Genomic DNA, 19,022 nt, shown 5'->3' on the forward strand with positions numbered 1-19,022 from the left:
TCAGGGGGTGAAAAACTCACCGCGGTCGCTTCTGGCCTGTAATTCAGGGAAGTGAAATCTCCTCGGCTAGCGAGACGTCCGAGCCATCTCGCTCGACAACTCCCTTTTCAGCTAAATTGGTGACCGCTTTCCGGACAGTTTCTGGCCGGTCGATGGAGCTGTCATTGTCTGTAACTTCCCGGCACAGAACCTCGATTTCCAGAGAGCTCGTTTGGAGGTGTTCGATGACGGCACGCTCGGTGAAGGCACGGTCTGCGAGTGCTTCGACTCGGTCGATGAACCCCGAGGGAAGCCCATCGAATCGCGTAATTGTCTGCTCAAACGTCATAAGGGGATGAGAGTAGCTGTACAGTTGGTGAGCCTCGACAGTCCCTGTATTGACCGGGAGTTGTGCCTCAAGCTCTTCTCGGACAACGCTAAACTGTAGGCCAGACCGCACAAGCGCGAGCATATCCTCCGGATCGTATCCACGACCTGCAACGCCTTTCAGGAGGAACATATCCTCTTTTGAAAGCGTGAAACCAGCAACTGACTCTCCTCCGTATATTCGCTCTGCGCGTTCGCGCATCTCCGTCGAAAGCCGAAGCTTCCCGACGATCTGCTCCTCAAACAAATCCACCTGAACACCCGTCTCACCAGCCAACTCTAATGTCCGTCCAACACCCTCGAACTCCGCGGTCGGCTCATTCTCAACGACAAACCCCATATCGAGGAGAGCATCTCGAACGAGTTCGAATTCTGCGGAAACGCCGAGCACGAGGTCAATATCTTTTGTCTGATCTTTCAGCTGGTGTGCAGTCATCGCACTGCCGCCGACAAGATAGACCTCGACGCTCTGGTCAAGCTGGTCATCTACATCTTGGAGGAATTCGGTAATCGCCTCACGGCCACTAAACGGACTCATGATGTCACCTCGTATTGTTGCTTGAGTGCCTCGAAATCCCGTACACTCGGGATATACTCGGAGCTGGTAGGTTCACCATGGAGGAACGAAAGCATATCTTCAATGAGTCCAGTTAAGCCGTACTCCGTTGCAGCTGCGCGTAATCGGTCTTCATCAAATGCGGTCGTCGTGAGTAGGAGGAGTGCGTAACTCGTCCGCCGACTGTCGGTCTTGGCGACGAGGGTGTGACAGACGAGTTGTTCGACGGTAATCTCGGTGTCGAGTTCGGAGTAGAAGACCGGCGGTTGGTTCGCGCCAAAGAATGTGAGGCCGTACTCTTCGTACCGTGCAAGCCCTGATACTGCCCAGACATCCGTATCCACGAGCTGTTGTCGGTCCTGTTTCGATTCGACGGACACAAGTGCTTCTGCGGGGGTACTCCACAGAACGACCGCACTCGGGGCGTATTTTCGCACTCGGTGTGCGTGTTCGTGGTCGACGAACGCCCGAGCGAATTCAACAAGGTCCGTGAGGTCGTCTGCAATCTTGTACTGGGTTCCGTCTTTGGTAAGCATTGCACGCTCTTGCAGTGGTGCAAGGAGTTGGTAGACCCGCTGGCGTGTTATCGGAAGTCGGTCTGCAATCTCGCTCACTTTCCGGGGTTGGTCCAGAAACCAGCAGACGTGGAGGGTGCGTCGAGAGAGAAGTTCCGGGAAATCGATATGTGAGTGTTGGCTTTGGAGTCGCCGGTAGGCGCGGAAGACGGCTGTTTCGGTGGCTGAAACCACTCTTCGATTGCGATTTCCGCGTTTGGTCACGACGAGGCCGTTCTGCTCTAGCTCTTCGACCACTTCGTGGACGCGGCCCATGCTATAGCCCGTTTGCTCGTGAAGGGCTGTAATCGATCGGTCCTCGGTCAATGCGTCGAGGACTCGAAGAGGCGCTTCCCCCATCATCTGGTAAGAGATACTAAACCAGTATATAAGAGTCTTCGGCTTCAGTTTACAAATGCTGATTTCGGGGTTCGTTTTAGCCGCCACTACTCGAATATCGATTCGTTGGTTGCTCCACAGTAACTCGGGCTTCATGCACCCCTCAGGGAGAACGAAAAACTCACCGCGGTCACTCCGTCACGTTCCCTGGCTAACTCGGGCGCTCAGTAGTGAACGTCAGCGGGGACAATCCAGAGATTCTCGCCCTCGTCGAGGATGCGGTCAAACTGGTCTCGATGCCGAATACCACTGCCATGTTCGTCGTACAGGAAGATAGTGGGACCACTGTACGCGCCGACTTGATGGAACGCATGCCGGGCAAGCCCTTTGTCGCGCATGATCTCCTCGTCGCTCAGTTCCTCAAGTGCGTCCCGGACGGGGTCGAGATTCCGCTTGAACTCGTTCTTCGTCGCCTCCCACCCACGTTCCAGCAATTCCTGACCATCGTCGGATTCTACAGGAACTGCTACTGGTAGGTCGCCCCACCGGGCCTTCCCAGCGACTGACGTGCCCGACTCGTCAAACGTCACGTAATAATCGAATACAGCATCTGCGTGTGGGCTGGCTCCGACGAGTCGGTCGAACACTGTCTTTCCAGTCGCAAGTGCTTCGTCTCGTGTCGATGCCTCTACTAGCGAGTAAATTACCGTATGCATTGGTTCTCACTTCGGTCTGCCGACGCACGCGACTACACGCCGTGCTACTGCTTGGTGCGCCGGCACTCATCGCCGGCGCAGAAAAACCACGGACCGACATCGTCCAACCGGGAAGGAGTGGTGAGTGGGACTGTAGTTAACCAACAAATGCCGAAATACGTACTCGTCTGTTGGTTAAGATTGTCCTCCCGTTTACTGGTCTGCTTTGGGTTCTGGCCCGTATCGGGACGTACTGCAGACGTGGCACTCCCACATTGGTTGGTCACTCCACTTGTCGTCAGGGACAGTCTCGAAGTCGAGGAATCGGTGCCTCGTATCGCGGTCGCACTCACGACACTCGAGGTGCCTCCTGTTTGGTCGCCCGCGTTGCTGGCTGTCAGCCTTGGTCTCCCCGATAGATTGCTGGAGTGCAATCGCGGGGACCAGCCACACGCCGTCTGCGTTCTCAAGAAGCGTCATAAGACGACTTTCGTCGCGAACGCCACGTCCGCTTTCGTCGTAGAGGAACGTCGTATGTTTACCGTCGTGACGCGGTTGCGTCGTGTCCTGCCACTCCGTCAGTTCACGGGCAGTCTTGAGTAGCTGTCTGCCTGAGTCGGACCTAACCCGTACTGCTTCAGGAAGCGAAGGCCACTTGCCGGCAAGTTGTGATGCAGGCTCTTCGTCGAACTCGGAGATTGGTTGGCAGTCGTCGACCGCGGAGTCTCTGTCGGCCTTCACGAGGAGGCCCGCGGCTGCAGTCCCCTTCGCGACGGCGCTGTCGAACGTCGATGCTTCCACGACGAAATGAACAACGTGAAGCAGTGTCCACTCGGTATCGGACCTCGACTGTTCCTCCTCGGTGCTATCGAGGTGGTTCACCAGACAGAACCGACATTTGGTCCGACTCGCAGGGATTGATGCTCCACAGGAGGAACACTCGCTCTCTGTTGCTGTTGTGTTGTTGGGATACTCTGCGTCAATTGCGTCGGTTTGTTTTTGATTGGATCCTTCGTCACTATTGTTGGAGAGTTTGTCGTCGGGAACATGCGTTGCTTCGCCGAGCGGCCGAAGTTCTTCGTGGTCTGAGTCCCGCCTAGTCATTGAGTAGTGACATGGCTTGTTTCGTCTTCTAATTTAAGTAGTGGCCCTCTAGTCAAACTGTCCATCAGTAGCAATTAATAGAGTCTCTTGATTCGAAGTTACCCGTATAACCGTCCCGCGACTCAGCCAAAACAGTTACCAGAACAACACTAATTGTCACTCATATCTAAATCGTTGTATGGCCCTTGAGAAGGCAGTTCGTGGACTTACGATCCTCACCGTGATTGGACTCACATACAGACTGTCCCACCTGCTTGAACTAGGCGGAGGTGAGTCAAACCTGATATTCATCAGTAGTGTACTTCTCCTCGCGTATCTCGGCCTCGGTGGGCTTGTATATGGTCTTTCTTTAGTTGGCGTTATATCCGGTTTCTTGCTCTTTGGAACAGGATTTATACTGTTTCTTCCCTCGATACTAGTGGCTGGGATGGCATTACTCGTCGATGGAGTATCAGCGATCACACCCCGCCTAACGGCCTCTGCATCTGCATAAGTAAAACGAGCCGTCTGCACTACGTATCAAGCAACTCCCGGAGGAGAGACAGACTACAGAGCAATGAAATCGCTAATACCCACTTTTGACATCAAAATCGGTAGAGTACACGCATTTACATAGCGAGTTCGTTCAATGTATCCCGGTGGGTGCGGATGGTCACTGTTGAGACATTCGCGGCCCGTGCGACGTCTGATTGGATCATCAAGCGCCCTGCGTCACAGCCTGCTTTGTACAAGCACGCGGCGGCGAATCCTGTCGGATCCACGCCTGCAGTAACGCCTGCTGATTCTGCCTGGTCTGCTAACTGCCGGGCACGATGCCGGATCCGTTCGGGGATGTCGAGTTTCGAGGCTAACTGCGGAATGAATCCACTCGGCCTCACGGGTTTTGCCGGAAGGCCGAGTTCCGTATTCAGCGTCTGATACGCAGCCCTCACTCGGACCTGCCCAACGCGCGCTGGCTCAGTAACATCATCGAATGTTCGCGAGAGGCCGTTACATCGACACGCGCCGTGGACGCTCGCCGCCGCCATCGCCTCGATTGACTGGCCCCGAAGCAGGTCTTCATTCTGGGCGCTCCGGAAGAGCCGACATGCTTGGTCACAAATGGTTTCAGCGAGGTCGAGCGCGCTACTGATCCGGCGGACCTCACCGAGGCCATGCGCGAGATTGCGCTCGGCTTTCGACTGGAATCGTCCGCGGGACTGTTCCCGGCGGAGTCGACCGAGTTGTCGGCGCTTTCGCCCGGAGAGCTGATTTCCGTTCGCGTCGGTCCCACGTCCGATTTCCGTCGAGAGGCCGCGGTCGTGACGAGTGGCCGTTAGTGGCGCACCTGTACGCTCTCGGTTCTGCTCGTCGTCACTGAACGACCGCCACTCCGGCCCGTGGTCGATACGTTCGTCTTCGAGTACGAGTCCACACTCCTCACAGACGGTCTCTGCGACGTTCGTGGCCACCCGTCCATCACACTCCGGACATTGGTTCGTTGTGTCGTTCTGTACGTCCTCGTCGAACGCCGTCTCGTAGATATCGCTCGTTGCCATGATACTCACGAGGGTCTCCGTGAATCGCTATCTCGAAGCGGCCCTCACCGATGAGGGCAAAATAAACACGTCGTGGCGGGACAACGGCAGAATTGCTGTGGCGAAAGCCCGGCCGCGAACAGCACGTGGACCTGTGGCCTGCAACAGAACAGTGTACGAACAGATGATGACGGGCGTCGTCAGATTCCGGGGGAATCTGACTGCCAATCAGAAATCTATGATTTCTGATGACGCTGTATCCCCGCCCTACTGTGTCCTCAGAACGCGAAGCGTTCTGATGTACGAACGAGAGCGAAGCTCTCGTTAACGCTACTCGGGCTTCGCCCTGCGTTGCTTGGTGAGAACGGGGCTTAGCGCCTGCATTCAGCGAATCCGTCCCGTTACGGCGGATTTGATGCCCTATTCAGTTGGTTGACGTCATCGTTATCGTACGCTACTCGCCACATTGCATGGACAGCACGAGTCACAAGGGATACCTCGGTTACGTCGATACAGGATGGTTCGGCTGCCGTCGTAGTGGCATCGGGCGGGGGATGAAAGTGGATTTCGGGTGAGTGTGTATTCGGATGGCGATCAAATCGCCAGTTAACGTCCGCGGCATCGACGTAATGAAACGAATACATCCCCAGTTCGCTCCATTGGATGTCGATTCGCGCAGTGTCGGCGTCTCCGAGCCCGTCGGTGAGACTGATCTGCAGTTCCGTGGGTGCGACGACATCATCGTACGACGTCGCTTCGACGAGCGGTTCGAGTTCGAGCCAGAGGTCACGAATCCGCTGGAGCGCCGGGAGATAAATTGGTCCAAACTCACCGGCTCGGTCGTGGTCGCTCATGCGGTGAGGTGGTGGCTGGCTTCACCGTAGGCGAGTGCTGCTTGGGCGACGGCGAGATTCTGCCGAGTAGTCTTCCACGCGGTGAGGTCGTTCCACCCGTCTGTCTCGTCGGCGTCGAGTTTCTGGGCGAGTTCCTCGGGTGACACCACGTCGTAGCGATCCTCGTAGTCCCGGATCTCGGCTTTCATGTCCTTGATGCCCTCGAGCAACTCGGTTCGATTGGCTTCGTCACGGAGCTCGCGGATCCGGGACATCAGAATCCGGTCGCTGTTACGCCGATACAGCGTTGTTTGGTTGTCGTGGTCCGTTTCGGCGAATCCAGTGTTCACGAGCGTCTTGCAGTGCCGACGCGCAGTCGGCTCGCTTACGAGAGCCCGGCCGGCAATCTCCGCTGCCGATTGCCCGTCGTGGGTTTGTTCGATGATCTCGTACACCCGCTCGAATGGCGTGGTGTCGTTTTTCCAGTCCGCTTTAACCTGTTCGTTGATGTCATCCCATGTCTCGGTCATAGTTGGTGCTACGCACTACAGAGCCAAATAATTTCCTGAGAAAACTATTCTTTTCAATAGTGCTTAGTAACTGCCTCGGGGTCAAGCCCCGTGGCACTCGCCTTGATCTCCGTAGATTTCGCTCGTTACCATGATACGCACGAGGGGCTCCGTGCATCGGTTTCTCGAAGCGGCCCTCACCAATCAAGGGCAAAATAAACACGTCGCGGTGGGACAACGGCAGAACTGCTGTGGCGAAAGCCCGGCCGCGAACAGCACGTGGGTCGTGAGCGGCCCGGACCGTGGAGGTGGTGGGAGGTGGCGGTGACCGCACCACACCAGCAAAAAAGGGGCGTATTCGGGCTATTCCCACCAGCGACCGCGCTCAGGGAAGAACATGGTGCTCCACCCAGTCACGGCGAGGGAGACGCGTCCTTCGTACCAGTTCCGGGCCGCTCCACGAATGCACACTTGCTCGCCTTCCTCCATCCACGGCGCTCGCGAGTTTTTCCAGATCGTAACTCGGACTCGCCCGCTTTCGTCTTCGATGAGCCCGACTTGCGCTATACTCGGATGCGATGGTTCCCACAATGTCTCGACACGCCCGGAGATGCTCACCTCCTTGCGATTGACCTCCTCGAGTTTGTCGATAGGAATCACGTGCCCCGACGCCGTCTGTAATTCTTCGTGAACGCCGACGACCGCACTCATCATGCTTGCCCCTTCGACCACGCGCTCGGCCAATCGCCGACTAATCGCCGCTCTCGTCCACCCATCCAACTTCTCGCTCAATCGCTTCGTCTGCTCGTTCACGCTCGCTAGCTCGTCTTGGGATAGCTCCTCGCGTGGATCCGGCCGGTCCGGGTCCGCCATTGGAGTCACGCTCGCCGCCCGCTTCTGGAACTCCCGACGCCGCTCTTTGCTCCGCTTTGCCGCAATGTCTCGCGCCCGCTCTGCCCGACCATCCTGCTTACTGACTTTGGCACGGACACTAATTCGCTCCAGTTCGGCTTCTCGCGCCCGAATGCGCTCCTCTTGTTCGAGTGTCGTACCCTGAATTCGCTCTTTGTTCGTCTCCTTGATTCCGTTCGGGTGGTTTGCATCCACCTTCGCTTGGATTTCCTGCTCGACCGTCGCTCTAAGTTCGGGTATATCCTCAACAACCTCGAAGCCATCCGCATCGACTTCTGCTTCGTCCGCCTGTTCAAGTGCCTGTGCATCGACCGAAACGACCTTGCCGCTTGCGTTGTTACTAGACATTGGTCTCACTAGACCTGAAGGCGCTCACGCGCCCGACACCGCGATGCTACTACATCGCGGATTTCCTCGACAACCATAACCAACAGACCCATCTGCGCTCTCGCTCGCGCCTTCGCGCGCCCCCTTGGGGCGCGAGCGAGAGCGCACCCGAGAAAGTGAATCAGCCAGCACCGCGCGCCGTCTCGGCCGCCGCGAGCGTCCAGCGGAGTATGCGTCGCGGGGTGAGCACCGACGGCGCGCAACCCCCGGCGGATACCCGCTGGCGTCGAGACCAGATTCACTTTAGCCCGGACCGGGCGCTCGCAGTGCGGAGAGCGCCCGCACGCCCGGAATGGTCGGTCGCGAGCGACGCGGCGGTCTCGTGAGCGAAGCGAACGAGACGTCGGTGAGCTTGCTCACCGAAAGCCGGTAAGCGGCGAGCGGGGCGGGCCGTTGAGAGCCACCTGTCTTGTCGGCCACATCGCTCGGCGAGCCAACCACCGTCCTGGTGGACTCAGAAAGGGCGAGGCCGTCTCGGTCGTCCCCCGACCCTGCAAGCACCGCAGGTACGAGGAGCGCAGTCGTGGTCGCGGGATGCCGAGCGGCCGAGGGCTTTCAGCAAGCTACGCGTACTTCGCCTCGGTGGATAGCTGTATTCTGTACGTATCCTGTCGACTAATCGACTGACCAACCTTAATACTCTCCGGCCAATGTACTTATAACCAAACTATTCAATGAAAATAGATAATTTCAACTTGAATGGGGTTGGATGATTTGGTGGAACTATGTCAGAGGCACCAAATGCAACGATGGCGGAGTACTTTAGCAAACACCCTCGAATGATGGGCATCCTCTTCACCGCTGGCCTTCTTGCGCTTGAAGCGGTAGGACAGGTAAGTGCCGGAGGTGGAGCCCACACCGCAGGACCGTAAACCTATTTTCGAAGGTCGCTAGCAGTAATTTCGTTACTCCAGTAGAGGTCATTATCGAAGATAACGGGGTGACTCTCGAGATCGAAGTGATGTTCAAGTTCGTCATCAGTAACAGAGAAGGTATCCAGAAGACCAGATGCGATATACTGAGTTGATTGATCTCCAAGCACCGGATCGAACAATGGCCCCATATTGAACGTCGGTATCTGAATGGTTGTGAAATCGACGGACCAACCGTCCTTCATTTGTTCCACCTCCGAAAGATAGCAACAGCTGCTCTCAGATTGTACGAGGGTCAAGCCTCCATCGCCAATCGTCATGTACGAGTAGCCACCGACGGTCCGTTGGACCAGATCAACTGCCGCCTGTAACGGGAATCCTCGGTTGAGAGCTTTCGCTAATGCACAGCCCACTCGCGTCCCCGTACTGTTCGTGATCTCCGACAGAGTCACGACGCCACCGAGGCTTCCGGACTCGACGAGCGCTTGTCCTTGAGCGTACGACCGGCAGGCGTTCAGGACGAATGCCTTTACTTGCACCTCGTCAAGTAATCGCGCGTCGAGATGACCGTCTGGGCAGCGAAGGCCCTTCGCATCGACATGACCGATGAAATGGAAGAGGTCAGCCGATGTCGTTAGGAGTTCCTGTAACTCCTCGGTGTTTAGTCCGTAGTGGACAGTAACGTCGAATTCGAGAAGTTCACGAACGCCGTAGAACTCTTCAACGACGTCTTCGGACTCCATCTGTTCGTCGTTACACACGACATGGATCGTAATCGAGGACTGCTCGGGTCCTCCTTGGTCGAGTTGGCGTTTGTAAGCCTCGGTCGTCGCCTTGTTCGCGCCGAGTGGATAGCCTTCGCCGACCCACGTATGCCTGATCGACTCCGTCGATTCGGGCGTGAAAATTTCGTCGTCAGAGAGATCCTGCAACTGATGGGCAGACCTCGTTAGCACCTCTGCCTCATTGGCTGTCTTATCCCCACGGGTAAACTCGGTGATCATGTCGGGTGCTGGCGCGGGTTCCTGCCTGTCTGGCGTCGGACTGCGGACGACCGCGAGTTGTGTGGCCGCAAAGGGAAGCATCGAAACATGCTCTGGGTCAGGTATGATGTCCATCGTCACCGACCATTGCGGGAGGTGCGGTTCTAGTATCGAGAATGGCACAGACAGATACGTTTCGAGTTGGGCCGCGAGTGACTGGTCGTAGAGCGCCTCGAAGTCAAGGTCGACGAGTGGCTCGACTTGATTTCGCTCGTGGAGATCGACATCGTACAGTCCTTCCGTCCGGGTTAGACAATCAAGGAAGAACACCTGTTGGAGTGTCCGACGGACATTCTCCTCGTAGCCGAGTGGTCCATCGAGTGTATACTCGAATCCGTTCTCGATCACGAGTCGCGGCGTACTCGCTGGTCGTACGTCTGCACCAAGGTAGTAAGCCAGTGACGTAGCCGGGTAGACGTACTCGTATTCGGGCGGCAATTCGATACTGACCCCCGTCTCTGGCCGTTCGATACCGGTCGGCGCATCGAATGAACTTCCTCGCTCGATCAAGGGCGGATGACCACGTAACGTCGGGAACGACCGCTCAGGAGAGAGGTCTTTCAAGGCCGAGCCGAACAGCGAAACCGCCTTCATCACGTTTCGCGGGTCGTCTGGTACCGTAATCGTCCCCGCAGGATGTTCGTGGAACGACCGCGTCCCGACATGGACGGTCACAGGGTGCGGTCCAAAACCTATCCGAACGGTTGCCTCATTGTACTCGATGTCGAGAGTGCTCTCAACTCGAAGGTAGAGTTTGACCGGCGCTGTCGTGAGTTCGAGGACGTACTCGTTGTGGGGGAGTGACTGGTCGGTCTGTCCACTGGTCTCCGTAATCAAGCCTCCGGCAGGAGAGCGGACGTAGATGTTTGACAGCGAGGGAACGTCGATGCCGGTGGTTTCGATGCGGACGGCAGTAGAGACGGGAGCGGGAAAGATGTCGACGTCAGCGGTCGTCGGATCAACCGCGGTCGGGGTGTAGAGTGCAAACTGGGCTTGCTCGATCGGGTCGAAGATAGTGATGCCGGGTCGGTCCATCGATGTCGTGATTCGTGGTTCCATTCTCTGGGTGTCGGGGGAGGGGCGATTTGGTTACAGGCGCGTCCAGCCAGTCGTTCCAACGTCAGGAATCCGCCACCGTTGTTCCGCAGGATTTCCGTTCCGCTTTCGGAGTTGAATTTCAGCATCGCAGTAAGCCATCAGCTTTTCGATGGTCTCGCGGTTCTCGTCCGGGTCCCGTTGATAGATGAAGTGCGACATCCCGTTATCGACTTTGACGCTGGCACTGATGCTTGCGACGAGTCGTTCAACTTCGACGAGGCTGTACTCGTCGAGGAGATAGCTTAGCGAATCGATTCCGACGCGGAGTTCGGCTGGTTCGAGGCCGCCACGGGCGAACCAATCGATCGCCTTTTGCAGTTCTGCTTGGAGTGCAGTCAGTGAGTTCGGCTCTCGTTCGAGCGCCGGGAGATTTGGGCTTGCAGTTGCCGGAATACTTCGCTCTTGTTCTTGGAGGTCGATAACCCAGTTTTGAGACTTCGTTTGTACTCCCGTCCCTTGGAAATGTGCTCTGGTCTGTGCCCGTGAGCCATCGGTGAGAGCGAGGACTCGTTTTCGGGGCGGTGAAGCCTCTGGGCCGCCGAAGAGATTGCTGCTCGCGTAGGCGGCAGTTCGTTCACCGACGGTTCCTGTGACGAGGAGTGTACTTCCAGCCTGTTTGAGTTCCTTGAGTTTGGCCTGCATTTCGTGGAGATCGTATTCTTCGTCCTCTACTGACCCGCCGCGGAAGCAGACCCGTTTGTGATTCCCTACAGACATCTATTGCCTAGTATGATTATAAATGAAATCAAACTTAATACTATTGGATTTTAGCGCGTGAAACTCAGTATAGAGAATAATTCCCAGGAGTAATACTTTAACCAACGGCGCGATATTCTTCTCCGCATCTGTTGGTTAACTCACTAGGAAGTGACGAAGCGAAAATCACCACGACGGTCCTCACCCGCCAGCAGACACGTGGTGTTAGCTGAATCTACGCCGCGACCGTCGTGGAGTTGAACGACGAGACGGTGTTCACCCCTCTGATTCTTATCCACGCGAACGGTGCGTGGTGAGATGGCCGCGAGGTCCTTGATTTTCTCGAAGATACGTTTGAGTCCGTCCGAGGCAAACGTCCGAGAGAAATATGCATTTAGAGTCGTGGGATACCAAGAAGTCGCGGCCTCTATCCCGTCATTTTAGGATGTCAAACACGTCGACTGCTTTGTACTCTTTCCCGCGTTCTTTCCCGGTTACTTCTTTGATAAGGCCATCTGCTTCGAGGTCGTCAACGATTTTGTAGGCAGTGCGGCGTGAAACATCGAGATACTCTACAAGGTCGGGTGCCGTGAAATAGGGGTACTGGAGCAATTGACGAGCAAATTCATCCGTACTCGTACTGCCTGAGTACTCCCTTTCGTATCGCTGTTGGAGTTCACGGAGCTGGTGAGTCCGACTGTATGAGGTCTCGGCTTGCGTACGGAGTCCCTTGATGAAGAACATGAGCCACTCGTCCCACGCGCCTTCCTCACTTACCGCGCGCATCCGTTCTACGTACTCGACTTTGTGGCGATTAAAGTACGCACTCGGGTAGATGTATGGACTCTCCAGATAGCCCTCGCTCGCCAGGTAGAGAATGATGAGGAGGCGGCCAAGCCGACCGTTGCCATCCGAGAACGGATGCACTGTCTCGAAGAAGTAGTGAATGATCGCGGCGTCGATGAGTGGATAGTATTGTCCTCCCATCTGGATGTACGATGCAAGCGACTGCATGAGTTCATTGAGTCCGTCTGGGCTTGGTGGGACGAACGGACGTTGTCCCGACTGTGGGCTCGGTAAATGAACCATATGGTCACGGAAGTCACCGACGACGTCCCCGTCGTTACGGACGTCTTCGAGAAGCATTGAGTGGAGGTCTTTGATGAGTGAGAGTGTTATTGAGCCCCCACTCTCAATCTTCTCTAGTCCATCTGTTAGTGCGTTCTCGTAGTTGAGGGCCTCTTTCAGATCTTTCTTGATTGTGGTGTCAGCTTCGCCGGAAGGGTGTTGTGCATGGTACGCTTCGACGTCCTGATATGCCACGTCTGCACCTTCGATTTGGGCGGATTCGACAGCCTCGATACGAATGAGCGAGGTGTAGAGGACTGCGGAGAAGTCTACTGTCGAGCTTATTCCGTCCACACGGCCGATTTGATACGCGGCATCGGCAACGAGGTCACGGGTCTGATCGGATATCTCAAGTTTTGGCTCTATCGGTAGTGTCTCTGGCGAGTAGTATGGCTCTGGATGGTATGGAACGTACTTTCCTGGGGCTTCCTCTGGAAGACTTCGCGTCGGCATCTCAATAACACTCGTTTCTATCCTCATTCGTATAGGTGTTTTTATAGCCCGTATACGGAAGTCCCGGTGGAGACCCACTGCGTGAAAATACGCATGAAGAGTATACGTACACACACCAACAAGAACTCTCTGTATATGACGTATATAAGTTAGTATACGGATTGTACGGGCTCTAGGGTCGAGGTGTCGTTTGAGAGGTACGATTGCACTTAGAGTCAACCCTACCACTGATAGCACGGACAGTTGCATCGCCTCGACAAACACGTGGTGTTAGCCGGATTTACTCCGCGTCCGTCGGCCCAACGACCGCCGACGACCGCACTTCAAAACACACCCACCGCTAGCCAATCCAGCAAGAACAGGACTGCTCGTGCTTCCTCGGGAAGCGTGGTAGTGTCTTAGAGCGGGTTCGTAGTGTGGACGGGGGTATGCTGACACCCCGTCGTGGTGGCTGTGCTAACACCACCTGCAAGCCGGCTCGTCATCACTCGCCCTCGACGCTGGCGTCGTGGAGTTGGACGACGAGGCGGTGCTCACCCGCCTGATTCTTATCCACGCGCACGGTGCGTGGTGAGATGGCCGCGAGGTCCTCGATTTTCTCGAAGATACGTTTGAGTTCGCTTGAGGCGAACGAGCGGTCGAAGTACGCATTCAGATAGGGCCGGACTTGTGGGGCGGTGTAGACGACGCGCTGGCCGTTCGCATCCGAGACAACTCTCCCCCATTCCTTGGGGTGTTCGAGGAGTGCTTGGGCGCGTTCGTGAACGGGATAGACGCGATCGGTCACGGCATCGGGGCCCTGCTGGACGAGCCGCACGAGTTTATCCTTCGCAATCAGGTCGGCGTCCGTTACGTCGATATCGGCTTCGTCGGCGAGGTCCGAGAGCCGTTGCTTGAGGCGGGCGTCCGCTTGGCTCCGCGTCTGTTGTTCGGTCTGGATGGTGTCGTGGAGGTCGTGGACGTCCTCACGCACGTCTGCCTTCGCGCGAGCAATCTGTTGGGTGCGGTCCTTCTTCAGTTCCTCCTCGGCCTCCTTGCGCGCGTGGCGTTCTGCTTGGAGGTCACCACGGAGTTCCTCGATTTCGGTTTCTTGGCAGTCGATGGCTGTCTGTTGGTCGTCCACATCGCTCCGGAGGTCCCGGACCTCCTCGCGGAGCTGGCGGACCTCCCTCGTGAGTTCTCCAATCGTCATCGCAGACACCGGCGTCTCGGCGTCTGGCTCAGACGACACGCGCGGTCACTCCCTTGTCGATGTCAATCTGGCGGCGTAGAATCGGTCGAATAGGTGATTCGGCAGGTCGTGCGGGAGATTCAAGTCCCGGCGTCGTGATTGCGTACATGGCTTCCGTAGGGTGCTTACGGAGGCTCACGCGGATCCGATGCTACGACATCGGAGTCCGCTTTTCGTCATGGACCTATCGGCGACCGACAGGTCTGCGATTGTGTCTCCGTAAACTCCCCTTTAGAGCCGGGGCCCATAAGTTTTGATACCAAGTAGTATTATAAACAAGCTAGAAGGTGTTAGAAGCCGATGGGTGATATGCAGTTATGGCAGTTGCGGAACCAGAGCGGAGTAATGCGTCCGCTGGTGTCTTGGATGACGAAATCTGATCCTGCTATCCTCGAATTCTTTGAGGAACAAGACATAGCCATGCCACCGGCAGTTGTCTCATTCAATATTCAGGGTGTCTCGCATCCAACAGTCAAGCGGCGAATGCCAGAGCTAGCTGAACACGGGCTACTGGAAAAAGTCGAGGGAAAACGCGGATACTACCGAATTACCGAAAAAGGTCGACAGTATCTTGCCGGAGAACTCGACGCGAGCAAACTGGAAGACACGAATAACGAAAACTAGTATCTCTTCCCGTTAAAATACCAACTATTGTAGAAGATCAACCTGAACTCATTCTAGATAATGTCCTTGTTCTCGGTGTAGTTCAAGGCGGATTAGGTGGGGGTGAACTCTACGACTTGCGAGTGGGTGACGTCTATGACTCCGAGCATACTGTTGGACTGCACGTGGACGGAAAGCGTGGTGAGCGAACGATTCATCTCGTGATGTCCGTGCCCTACCTCCAGCGCTGGCTGAACGAACATCCCGGCGGCGACGGTGACCACCTCTGGTCGAAACTCTCGAGTCCGGACCGACCCTCGTACAACTCCTTCCTCGGGTACTTCAAGAACGCCGCCGGACGTGCCGACGTCTCGAAGGCGGTCACGCCGACGAACTTCCGGAAGTCGAACACGCGCTGGCCACGTGTGAAAATGCTTCGCGTTCGACCGCGACCGTGCTCGCTCACCATCCCGATCACCCCGTAGACGAACTCCTTTATATACGGACTCCCGCTCAGTCACCGCAGCAAACTAGGTCACAGGGGTACGTATGCAATTTCATGCGCCACAGAATGGCCGATTCGCGCGAGCGTCGATTCGAAATTGGCGTTCCACACGGGAATTAGTAATACCGACTGTAGCCATCGATTTAGACTCGGACGCCACCGCCTTTGAGGTCGTGAGCGACCTATCACTGCCAAGGCACTCCAGTCCATGACCGAGGTGTTGGTCCCGAATTCGTACTTAGCACCGGCTACTGGCCACTAGGAGGCCGAAGTCAGTAGGTAACAAAGACATGATAAAAGAGACGGGACAAGGTCACAAAGCCATCTTCCTCAAGGAAGTTCGTATTCAACGACCTCTGTTGGACCACAGTAGGGACAGGAGTCCGTCTGTGAGTCGAGGGTCGTCCCACAATACCGACACTCATAGACCGTCGTTGGTTCGTCCTGCATCGTGAAGAGTCGGTATAGAAGCTGAGGGACGCTCATCGACGTAGCGGCCTCCGCGTCGAGTGCTGACTCTCGCGTGACGCCTCGTCCCACGAGCGCGGGATGACGCCATGATGTTCAATCACGTCGGCGTAGTCTCGTAGGAGACCGACGAGCACGAGTTCGGGGACACCGGCTTGCGCGTGCAGGAGGAGCCAGCGTTCGAGGTCTTGTTCAACTGCGTCGATACGACTCTGGCCGAACGAACGTCGAGTCCTTTCAGTCATTGTAGTGACGCGACCCACGATGTCGCGCCTGCACCCCTGCAGGCGCACACAAACTCCCCTGTACGCCACACGTCACAACACGCTGTCGTGAGGACCGATGACCTCTGTCTCGTCACGACTCCACGCTCGGAGCTTCTCGACCATGTACGCCCATCCCTCTTCAAGCGTGAGTTCACCGTCGTCTACACGGTCACCGACGACGTCTTTCAACGCCTGGAATTGGCCGTGGCTGTACTCCTCATGAAGCGGTTCGCCGTCCCGCCAACTGACGGACTGGAGGACGCCATTCCCTGTCGTCTCCGAGGACTCGACAGCCTCACAGTCGTACTCAAGGCCGAGCCATCGCGTTCGATACGCCGTCACCTCGAACTCCCGCGAAACGACGTAGAATGCTTCGTGGTGAAGGAAGTCGAGGTACTCCGAGTGAACCTCGTCCAATGAAACTCCCACGGCAATTGGGTCTGTGTTGACTGGTGTCTGTGACTGTCGGTCCACGGCGTCTGCGTCCGCAGTCGTCTCCGTACTCGATTGCAGGGCTTCATACTGGTCGTGAGCCCATTAGGTTGGGTGGTCGCCACCGAAGGGTGTCTCCGGCGTGAGTTGGTGTTTCAACCGATAGTCGAGGGCTCCATTATGCGAGTAATGGAGGGTGTGCGATGCGTCTGACCGTTCGTAGGCAACAAGTGCGCGATATCCCATTCGGAATCAGCGGGCCACCGAGGTGCGCCCGCAGTCCTGTCGGGCGCACAGAAAATCCGTGGAGTCTCGAGAGTACTTCTCTGAAGCGGAGAATCGGCTACATCGTCTCTTGACTTCTGACAATCACAAATAGAGAACCATCATATTGACTACTGCCCGAAAATGGATTCCGATACGGGATAGAAGAGGAGATGTGACGATAGTCGCCGTGGGAAGACGTCAAAGCGTCTCGAACGATTCGACAACGTCTGTTGTCGAATATACTGGGACGAGGTCTTGCTCATCGAAGTCAGTATCGTCGCTCCACACCCCTGCCTCACGGGCAAGTGCGCAGGCAACGTACAAGACATCGTCTGGGTCGGTGTCACCCATTGCTTCCTTTACTTTCGGGATATAGGGATGGAACTCGCTTGCAGGGACGGTTTCGATGTACTGGAACAACAACTCAAGGAACTGCTGTACTCTCTCGGCGTCCATCCCCGACTTCTCGACAATGAGCGGTTCATAGTTCTGAACTTCCTCGCGAATCACCGCCGGCGTCAGAAGGTCCGGTTCAAGTGTGACGATGAGTTCCCGAGTTTTCGAGTCGGCGATAAGCGCAGAAATGACGACATTCGCGTCGATAACCAACTTCATCGGTCAATCCTACTCCGCGTCCTCTTCGAGGGTGTTCCGTGCGCTCTCGTTGATTTTTGCAGCAATCTCTTCGACGTTTTCATCAGTAAGCGTGCTGTTAGCGGTGAGTTCGTCCATGAGTTTGAGTTGCTCGATTTTTTCCTTGATGGCTTGACGCGTGACCTCACTCCAATTGATCTCAGGATGGTTCTCCATCTGTTGCTTGAGGTCGTCGTCGACATTGACCGTGATTGTGGGCATATAAACAACTATGAGCACACAGAATACTGTATCTTTCGGTGAACTACAATCGACAATTGGCCGTGGCTGAATTTCCTCATGAAGGAATCCGGGCTTGATTGCAGGGCTTCAAACTGGTCGTGAGCCCATTGGGTTGGGTGGTCGCCACCGAAGGGTGGCTCCGGCGTGAGTTGATGGTTCAGCTGATAGTTGAGGGCTCCGTTGTGCGAGTAGTGGAGGGTGTACGATGCGTCTGGTCGTTCGTAGGCAATGAGTGCGCGATATCCCATGTGGAATCAGCGGGCCACCGAGGTGCGCCCGCAGTCCTGTCGGGCGCACAAAAACACGGCCAATCGTTTGTTTTGAATGGTTGATTGAAGACTGGTGACCAGATAGGGTTGAGCACAAACCGGACAGAGAGTACGGAAACTGGCCAGGATTGGTGGCTGGGTGGGAATGAACGGGGCCGGGTGCTCGCGTCCGAAGGACGTGGTCGGCTCTGTGAGCGATTATCTGTGCCGAGTGGTGCTGGGAGAATGTTACTCGAGAATCTACCCCTCGTTCGATGGGATCTGACAGGCAGGTTCGTGCTACTGACCCATCTACGGCTCAAATGGGTTTGTTGCGGTGTCAAGTCGAGTGATACCGTCGATTGCCTCGAAGTCGGTGTCGAAACTATACAGATACTCGATTTCTTCTCGTTTCAGATAGGCTGCAATGGTCGCGTCACCGAACGAGAGGCCGTCATATTGTTCAAATAATTCGACGGCCTGTGAGAAATCGGCTTTTGGTGAATGCACTAACTCGAACCCTGCTGCTTCTGTCAGCCGTTCGTATAATTCAACTGCGACCTGGTGTTGTTGGCGCTCGTGGATGTAATTCAGGGTTTCAGTCAGGACATAATTTGTCACCCGCATCGTGGGTAACTCTCCATGATCCGCTGCATCCACGATTGCGCACGCAGCGTCATGGTTGGCGTCCCGTGCACTCACACGTGCGACGAGTACATTCGTATCGACTACCGCGACAGCCATTACTGTCCTTCTCCGTCTTCACGCTCGACGCCCGCAACGTCGTGGTCTGCTGTGACGTCAGTGTCGCCCATATCGACTGCTTCGAAATCGTCGAACGCACCGAACCGTTGTTTCACAACTTCGATTGTCAACTCACCCTCGTCAGTCACTTTCCACTCGATTTTATCTCCCGGTTCGATGTCGAGTCGGTCACGAATCGCCGCCGGGACTGTAACCGAGTAGTGGTCGTTGATAGTCGTTTGCTCACCATTCGTAGCCATAACTGATTGTTTGTACTCAGCTCTCTTAAGCCTCATGTGCATTCTCATGAGAACTCACAA

21 protein-coding genes and 1 pseudogene are annotated in these 19,022 nt (G+C 55.9%); 4 read left to right on the plus strand and 18 right to left on the minus strand.

What is annotated here, in order from left to right:
• Positions 1–43 precede the first annotated feature (43 nt).
• The 4 genes from EPL00_RS22240 to EPL00_RS22255 form a co-directional block, all read right to left on the minus strand.
• Complete coding sequence (locus EPL00_RS22240; protein ID WP_135855127.1) at positions 44–904, minus strand: DUF6036 family nucleotidyltransferase; 861 nt, start codon at positions 902–904, stop codon at positions 44–46.
• Positions 901–1,839, minus strand: coding sequence for a MarR family transcriptional regulator (locus tag EPL00_RS22245; protein ID WP_135855128.1), 939 nt, complete (start codon positions 1,837–1,839; stop codon positions 901–903). The genes EPL00_RS22240 and EPL00_RS22245 overlap by 4 nt, the downstream gene beginning before the upstream one ends.
• 200 nt (positions 1,840–2,039) lie before the next feature.
• Positions 2,040–2,531: a hypothetical protein gene (locus tag EPL00_RS22250; RefSeq protein WP_135855129.1), complete on the minus strand. Its 492-nt coding sequence runs from the start codon at positions 2,529–2,531 to the stop codon at positions 2,040–2,042.
• A 192-nt stretch (positions 2,532–2,723) separates the two neighbouring features.
• A complete protein-coding gene (locus EPL00_RS22255; RefSeq protein ID WP_135855130.1) occupies positions 2,724–3,614 on the minus strand; it encodes a biosurfactant protein 1 in 891 nt (296 codons plus the stop codon).
• A 178-nt stretch (positions 3,615–3,792) separates the two neighbouring features.
• On the opposite strand from EPL00_RS22255, the gene EPL00_RS22260 reads away from it, so the two are divergent.
• Positions 3,793–4,107 carry a hypothetical protein gene (locus tag EPL00_RS22260; RefSeq protein WP_135855131.1) on the plus strand — a complete coding sequence of 105 codons (315 nt, stop codon included), beginning with the start codon at positions 3,793–3,795 and terminating at the stop codon, positions 4,105–4,107.
• A 115-nt stretch (positions 4,108–4,222) separates the two neighbouring features.
• On the opposite strand, the gene EPL00_RS22265 is transcribed toward EPL00_RS22260, so the two are convergent.
• The 4 genes from EPL00_RS22265 to EPL00_RS22280 form a co-directional block, all read right to left on the minus strand.
• Positions 4,223–5,152: a transcription initiation factor IIB gene (locus EPL00_RS22265; protein ID WP_135855132.1), complete on the minus strand. Its 930-nt coding sequence runs from the start codon at positions 5,150–5,152 to the stop codon at positions 4,223–4,225.
• Positions 5,153–5,532: 380 nt separating this feature from the next.
• The gene (locus EPL00_RS22270) at positions 5,533–5,985 is read right to left on the minus strand and encodes a hypothetical protein (RefSeq protein ID WP_135855133.1); all 453 of its coding nucleotides are present in this window, start codon (positions 5,983–5,985) and stop codon (positions 5,533–5,535) included.
• Positions 5,982–6,494 carry a winged helix-turn-helix domain-containing protein gene (locus EPL00_RS22275; RefSeq protein ID WP_135855134.1) on the minus strand — a complete coding sequence of 171 codons (513 nt, stop codon included), beginning with the start codon at positions 6,492–6,494 and terminating at the stop codon, positions 5,982–5,984. Before EPL00_RS22275 ends, EPL00_RS22270 begins: the two co-directional genes overlap by 4 nt.
• A 342-nt stretch (positions 6,495–6,836) precedes the next feature.
• Positions 6,837–7,733 carry a DNA-binding protein gene (locus tag EPL00_RS22280; protein WP_135855135.1) on the minus strand — a complete coding sequence of 299 codons (897 nt, stop codon included), beginning with the start codon at positions 7,731–7,733 and terminating at the stop codon, positions 6,837–6,839.
• Between the two features lie 788 nt (positions 7,734–8,521).
• On the opposite strand from EPL00_RS22280, the gene EPL00_RS24330 reads away from it, so the two are divergent.
• Positions 8,522–8,644, plus strand: coding sequence for a DUF7503 family protein (locus tag EPL00_RS24330; RefSeq protein ID WP_449405138.1), 123 nt, complete (start codon positions 8,522–8,524; stop codon positions 8,642–8,644).
• A 2-nt stretch (positions 8,645–8,646) separates the two neighbouring features.
• On the opposite strand, the gene EPL00_RS22285 is transcribed toward EPL00_RS24330, so the two are convergent.
• From EPL00_RS22285 to EPL00_RS22300, 4 genes are all read right to left on the minus strand, one after another.
• The gene (locus EPL00_RS22285) at positions 8,647–10,722 is read right to left on the minus strand and encodes a hypothetical protein (protein ID WP_135855136.1); all 2,076 of its coding nucleotides are present in this window, start codon (positions 10,720–10,722) and stop codon (positions 8,647–8,649) included.
• Between the two features lie 54 nt (positions 10,723–10,776).
• On the minus strand, positions 10,777–11,502 hold the full coding sequence (locus EPL00_RS22290) for a DUF7504 family protein (protein ID WP_135855137.1): 726 nt from the start codon (positions 11,500–11,502) through the stop codon (positions 10,777–10,779).
• Between the two features lie 414 nt (positions 11,503–11,916).
• Positions 11,917–13,062, minus strand: coding sequence for a Fic family protein (locus EPL00_RS22295; RefSeq protein WP_135855161.1), 1,146 nt, complete (start codon positions 13,060–13,062; stop codon positions 11,917–11,919).
• Between the two features lie 484 nt (positions 13,063–13,546).
• Positions 13,547–14,293, minus strand: a complete 747-nt coding sequence (locus EPL00_RS22300) for a hypothetical protein (protein WP_135855138.1) — start codon at positions 14,291–14,293, stop codon at positions 13,547–13,549.
• Positions 14,294–14,593: 300 nt separating this feature from the next.
• Between EPL00_RS22300 and EPL00_RS22305 the strand changes: the two genes are divergently transcribed.
• Together EPL00_RS22305 and EPL00_RS22310 are read left to right on the plus strand one after the other, a co-directional pair.
• Positions 14,594–14,917, plus strand: coding sequence for a hypothetical protein (locus EPL00_RS22305; RefSeq protein WP_238398287.1), 324 nt, complete (start codon positions 14,594–14,596; stop codon positions 14,915–14,917).
• 164 nt (positions 14,918–15,081) lie between these two features.
• A complete protein-coding gene (locus EPL00_RS22310; RefSeq protein WP_202932746.1) occupies positions 15,082–15,381 on the plus strand; it encodes a site-specific integrase in 300 nt (99 codons plus the stop codon).
• 805 nt (positions 15,382–16,186) lie between these two features.
• On the opposite strand, the pseudogene EPL00_RS22315 reads toward EPL00_RS22310, so the two are convergent.
• The 6 genes and pseudogenes from EPL00_RS22315 to EPL00_RS22335 form a co-directional block, all read right to left on the minus strand.
• Positions 16,187–16,813: pseudogene (locus EPL00_RS22315) on the minus strand (DUF6735 family protein).
• Positions 16,814–17,032: 219 nt separating this feature from the next.
• Positions 17,033–17,449 carry a PIN domain-containing protein gene (locus EPL00_RS22320; protein ID WP_135855140.1) on the minus strand — a complete coding sequence of 139 codons (417 nt, stop codon included), beginning with the start codon at positions 17,447–17,449 and terminating at the stop codon, positions 17,033–17,035.
• 9 nt (positions 17,450–17,458) lie between these two features.
• Entirely contained in the window at positions 17,459–17,689 is a 231-nt protein-coding gene (locus EPL00_RS22325; protein ID WP_135855141.1) for a hypothetical protein, read from the minus strand.
• An 8-nt stretch (positions 17,690–17,697) separates the two neighbouring features.
• Positions 17,698–17,958 (minus strand): DUF6735 family protein, encoded by a 261-nt coding sequence (locus EPL00_RS24230; RefSeq protein ID WP_368407959.1) that lies wholly within the window; start codon positions 17,956–17,958, stop codon positions 17,698–17,700.
• A 312-nt stretch (positions 17,959–18,270) separates the two neighbouring features.
• Positions 18,271–18,702: a type II toxin-antitoxin system VapC family toxin gene (locus EPL00_RS22330; protein ID WP_135855142.1), complete on the minus strand. Its 432-nt coding sequence runs from the start codon at positions 18,700–18,702 to the stop codon at positions 18,271–18,273.
• Positions 18,702–18,962 (minus strand): AbrB/MazE/SpoVT family DNA-binding domain-containing protein, encoded by a 261-nt coding sequence (locus tag EPL00_RS22335; RefSeq protein ID WP_135855164.1) that lies wholly within the window; start codon positions 18,960–18,962, stop codon positions 18,702–18,704. The genes EPL00_RS22330 and EPL00_RS22335 overlap by 1 nt, the downstream gene beginning before the upstream one ends.
• Positions 18,963–19,022 lie beyond the last annotated feature (60 nt).

It is taken from the genome of Halorussus salinus (assembly GCF_004765815.2).
Classification (GTDB): Archaea; Halobacteriota; Halobacteria; order Halobacteriales; family Haladaptataceae; genus Halorussus; species Halorussus salinus.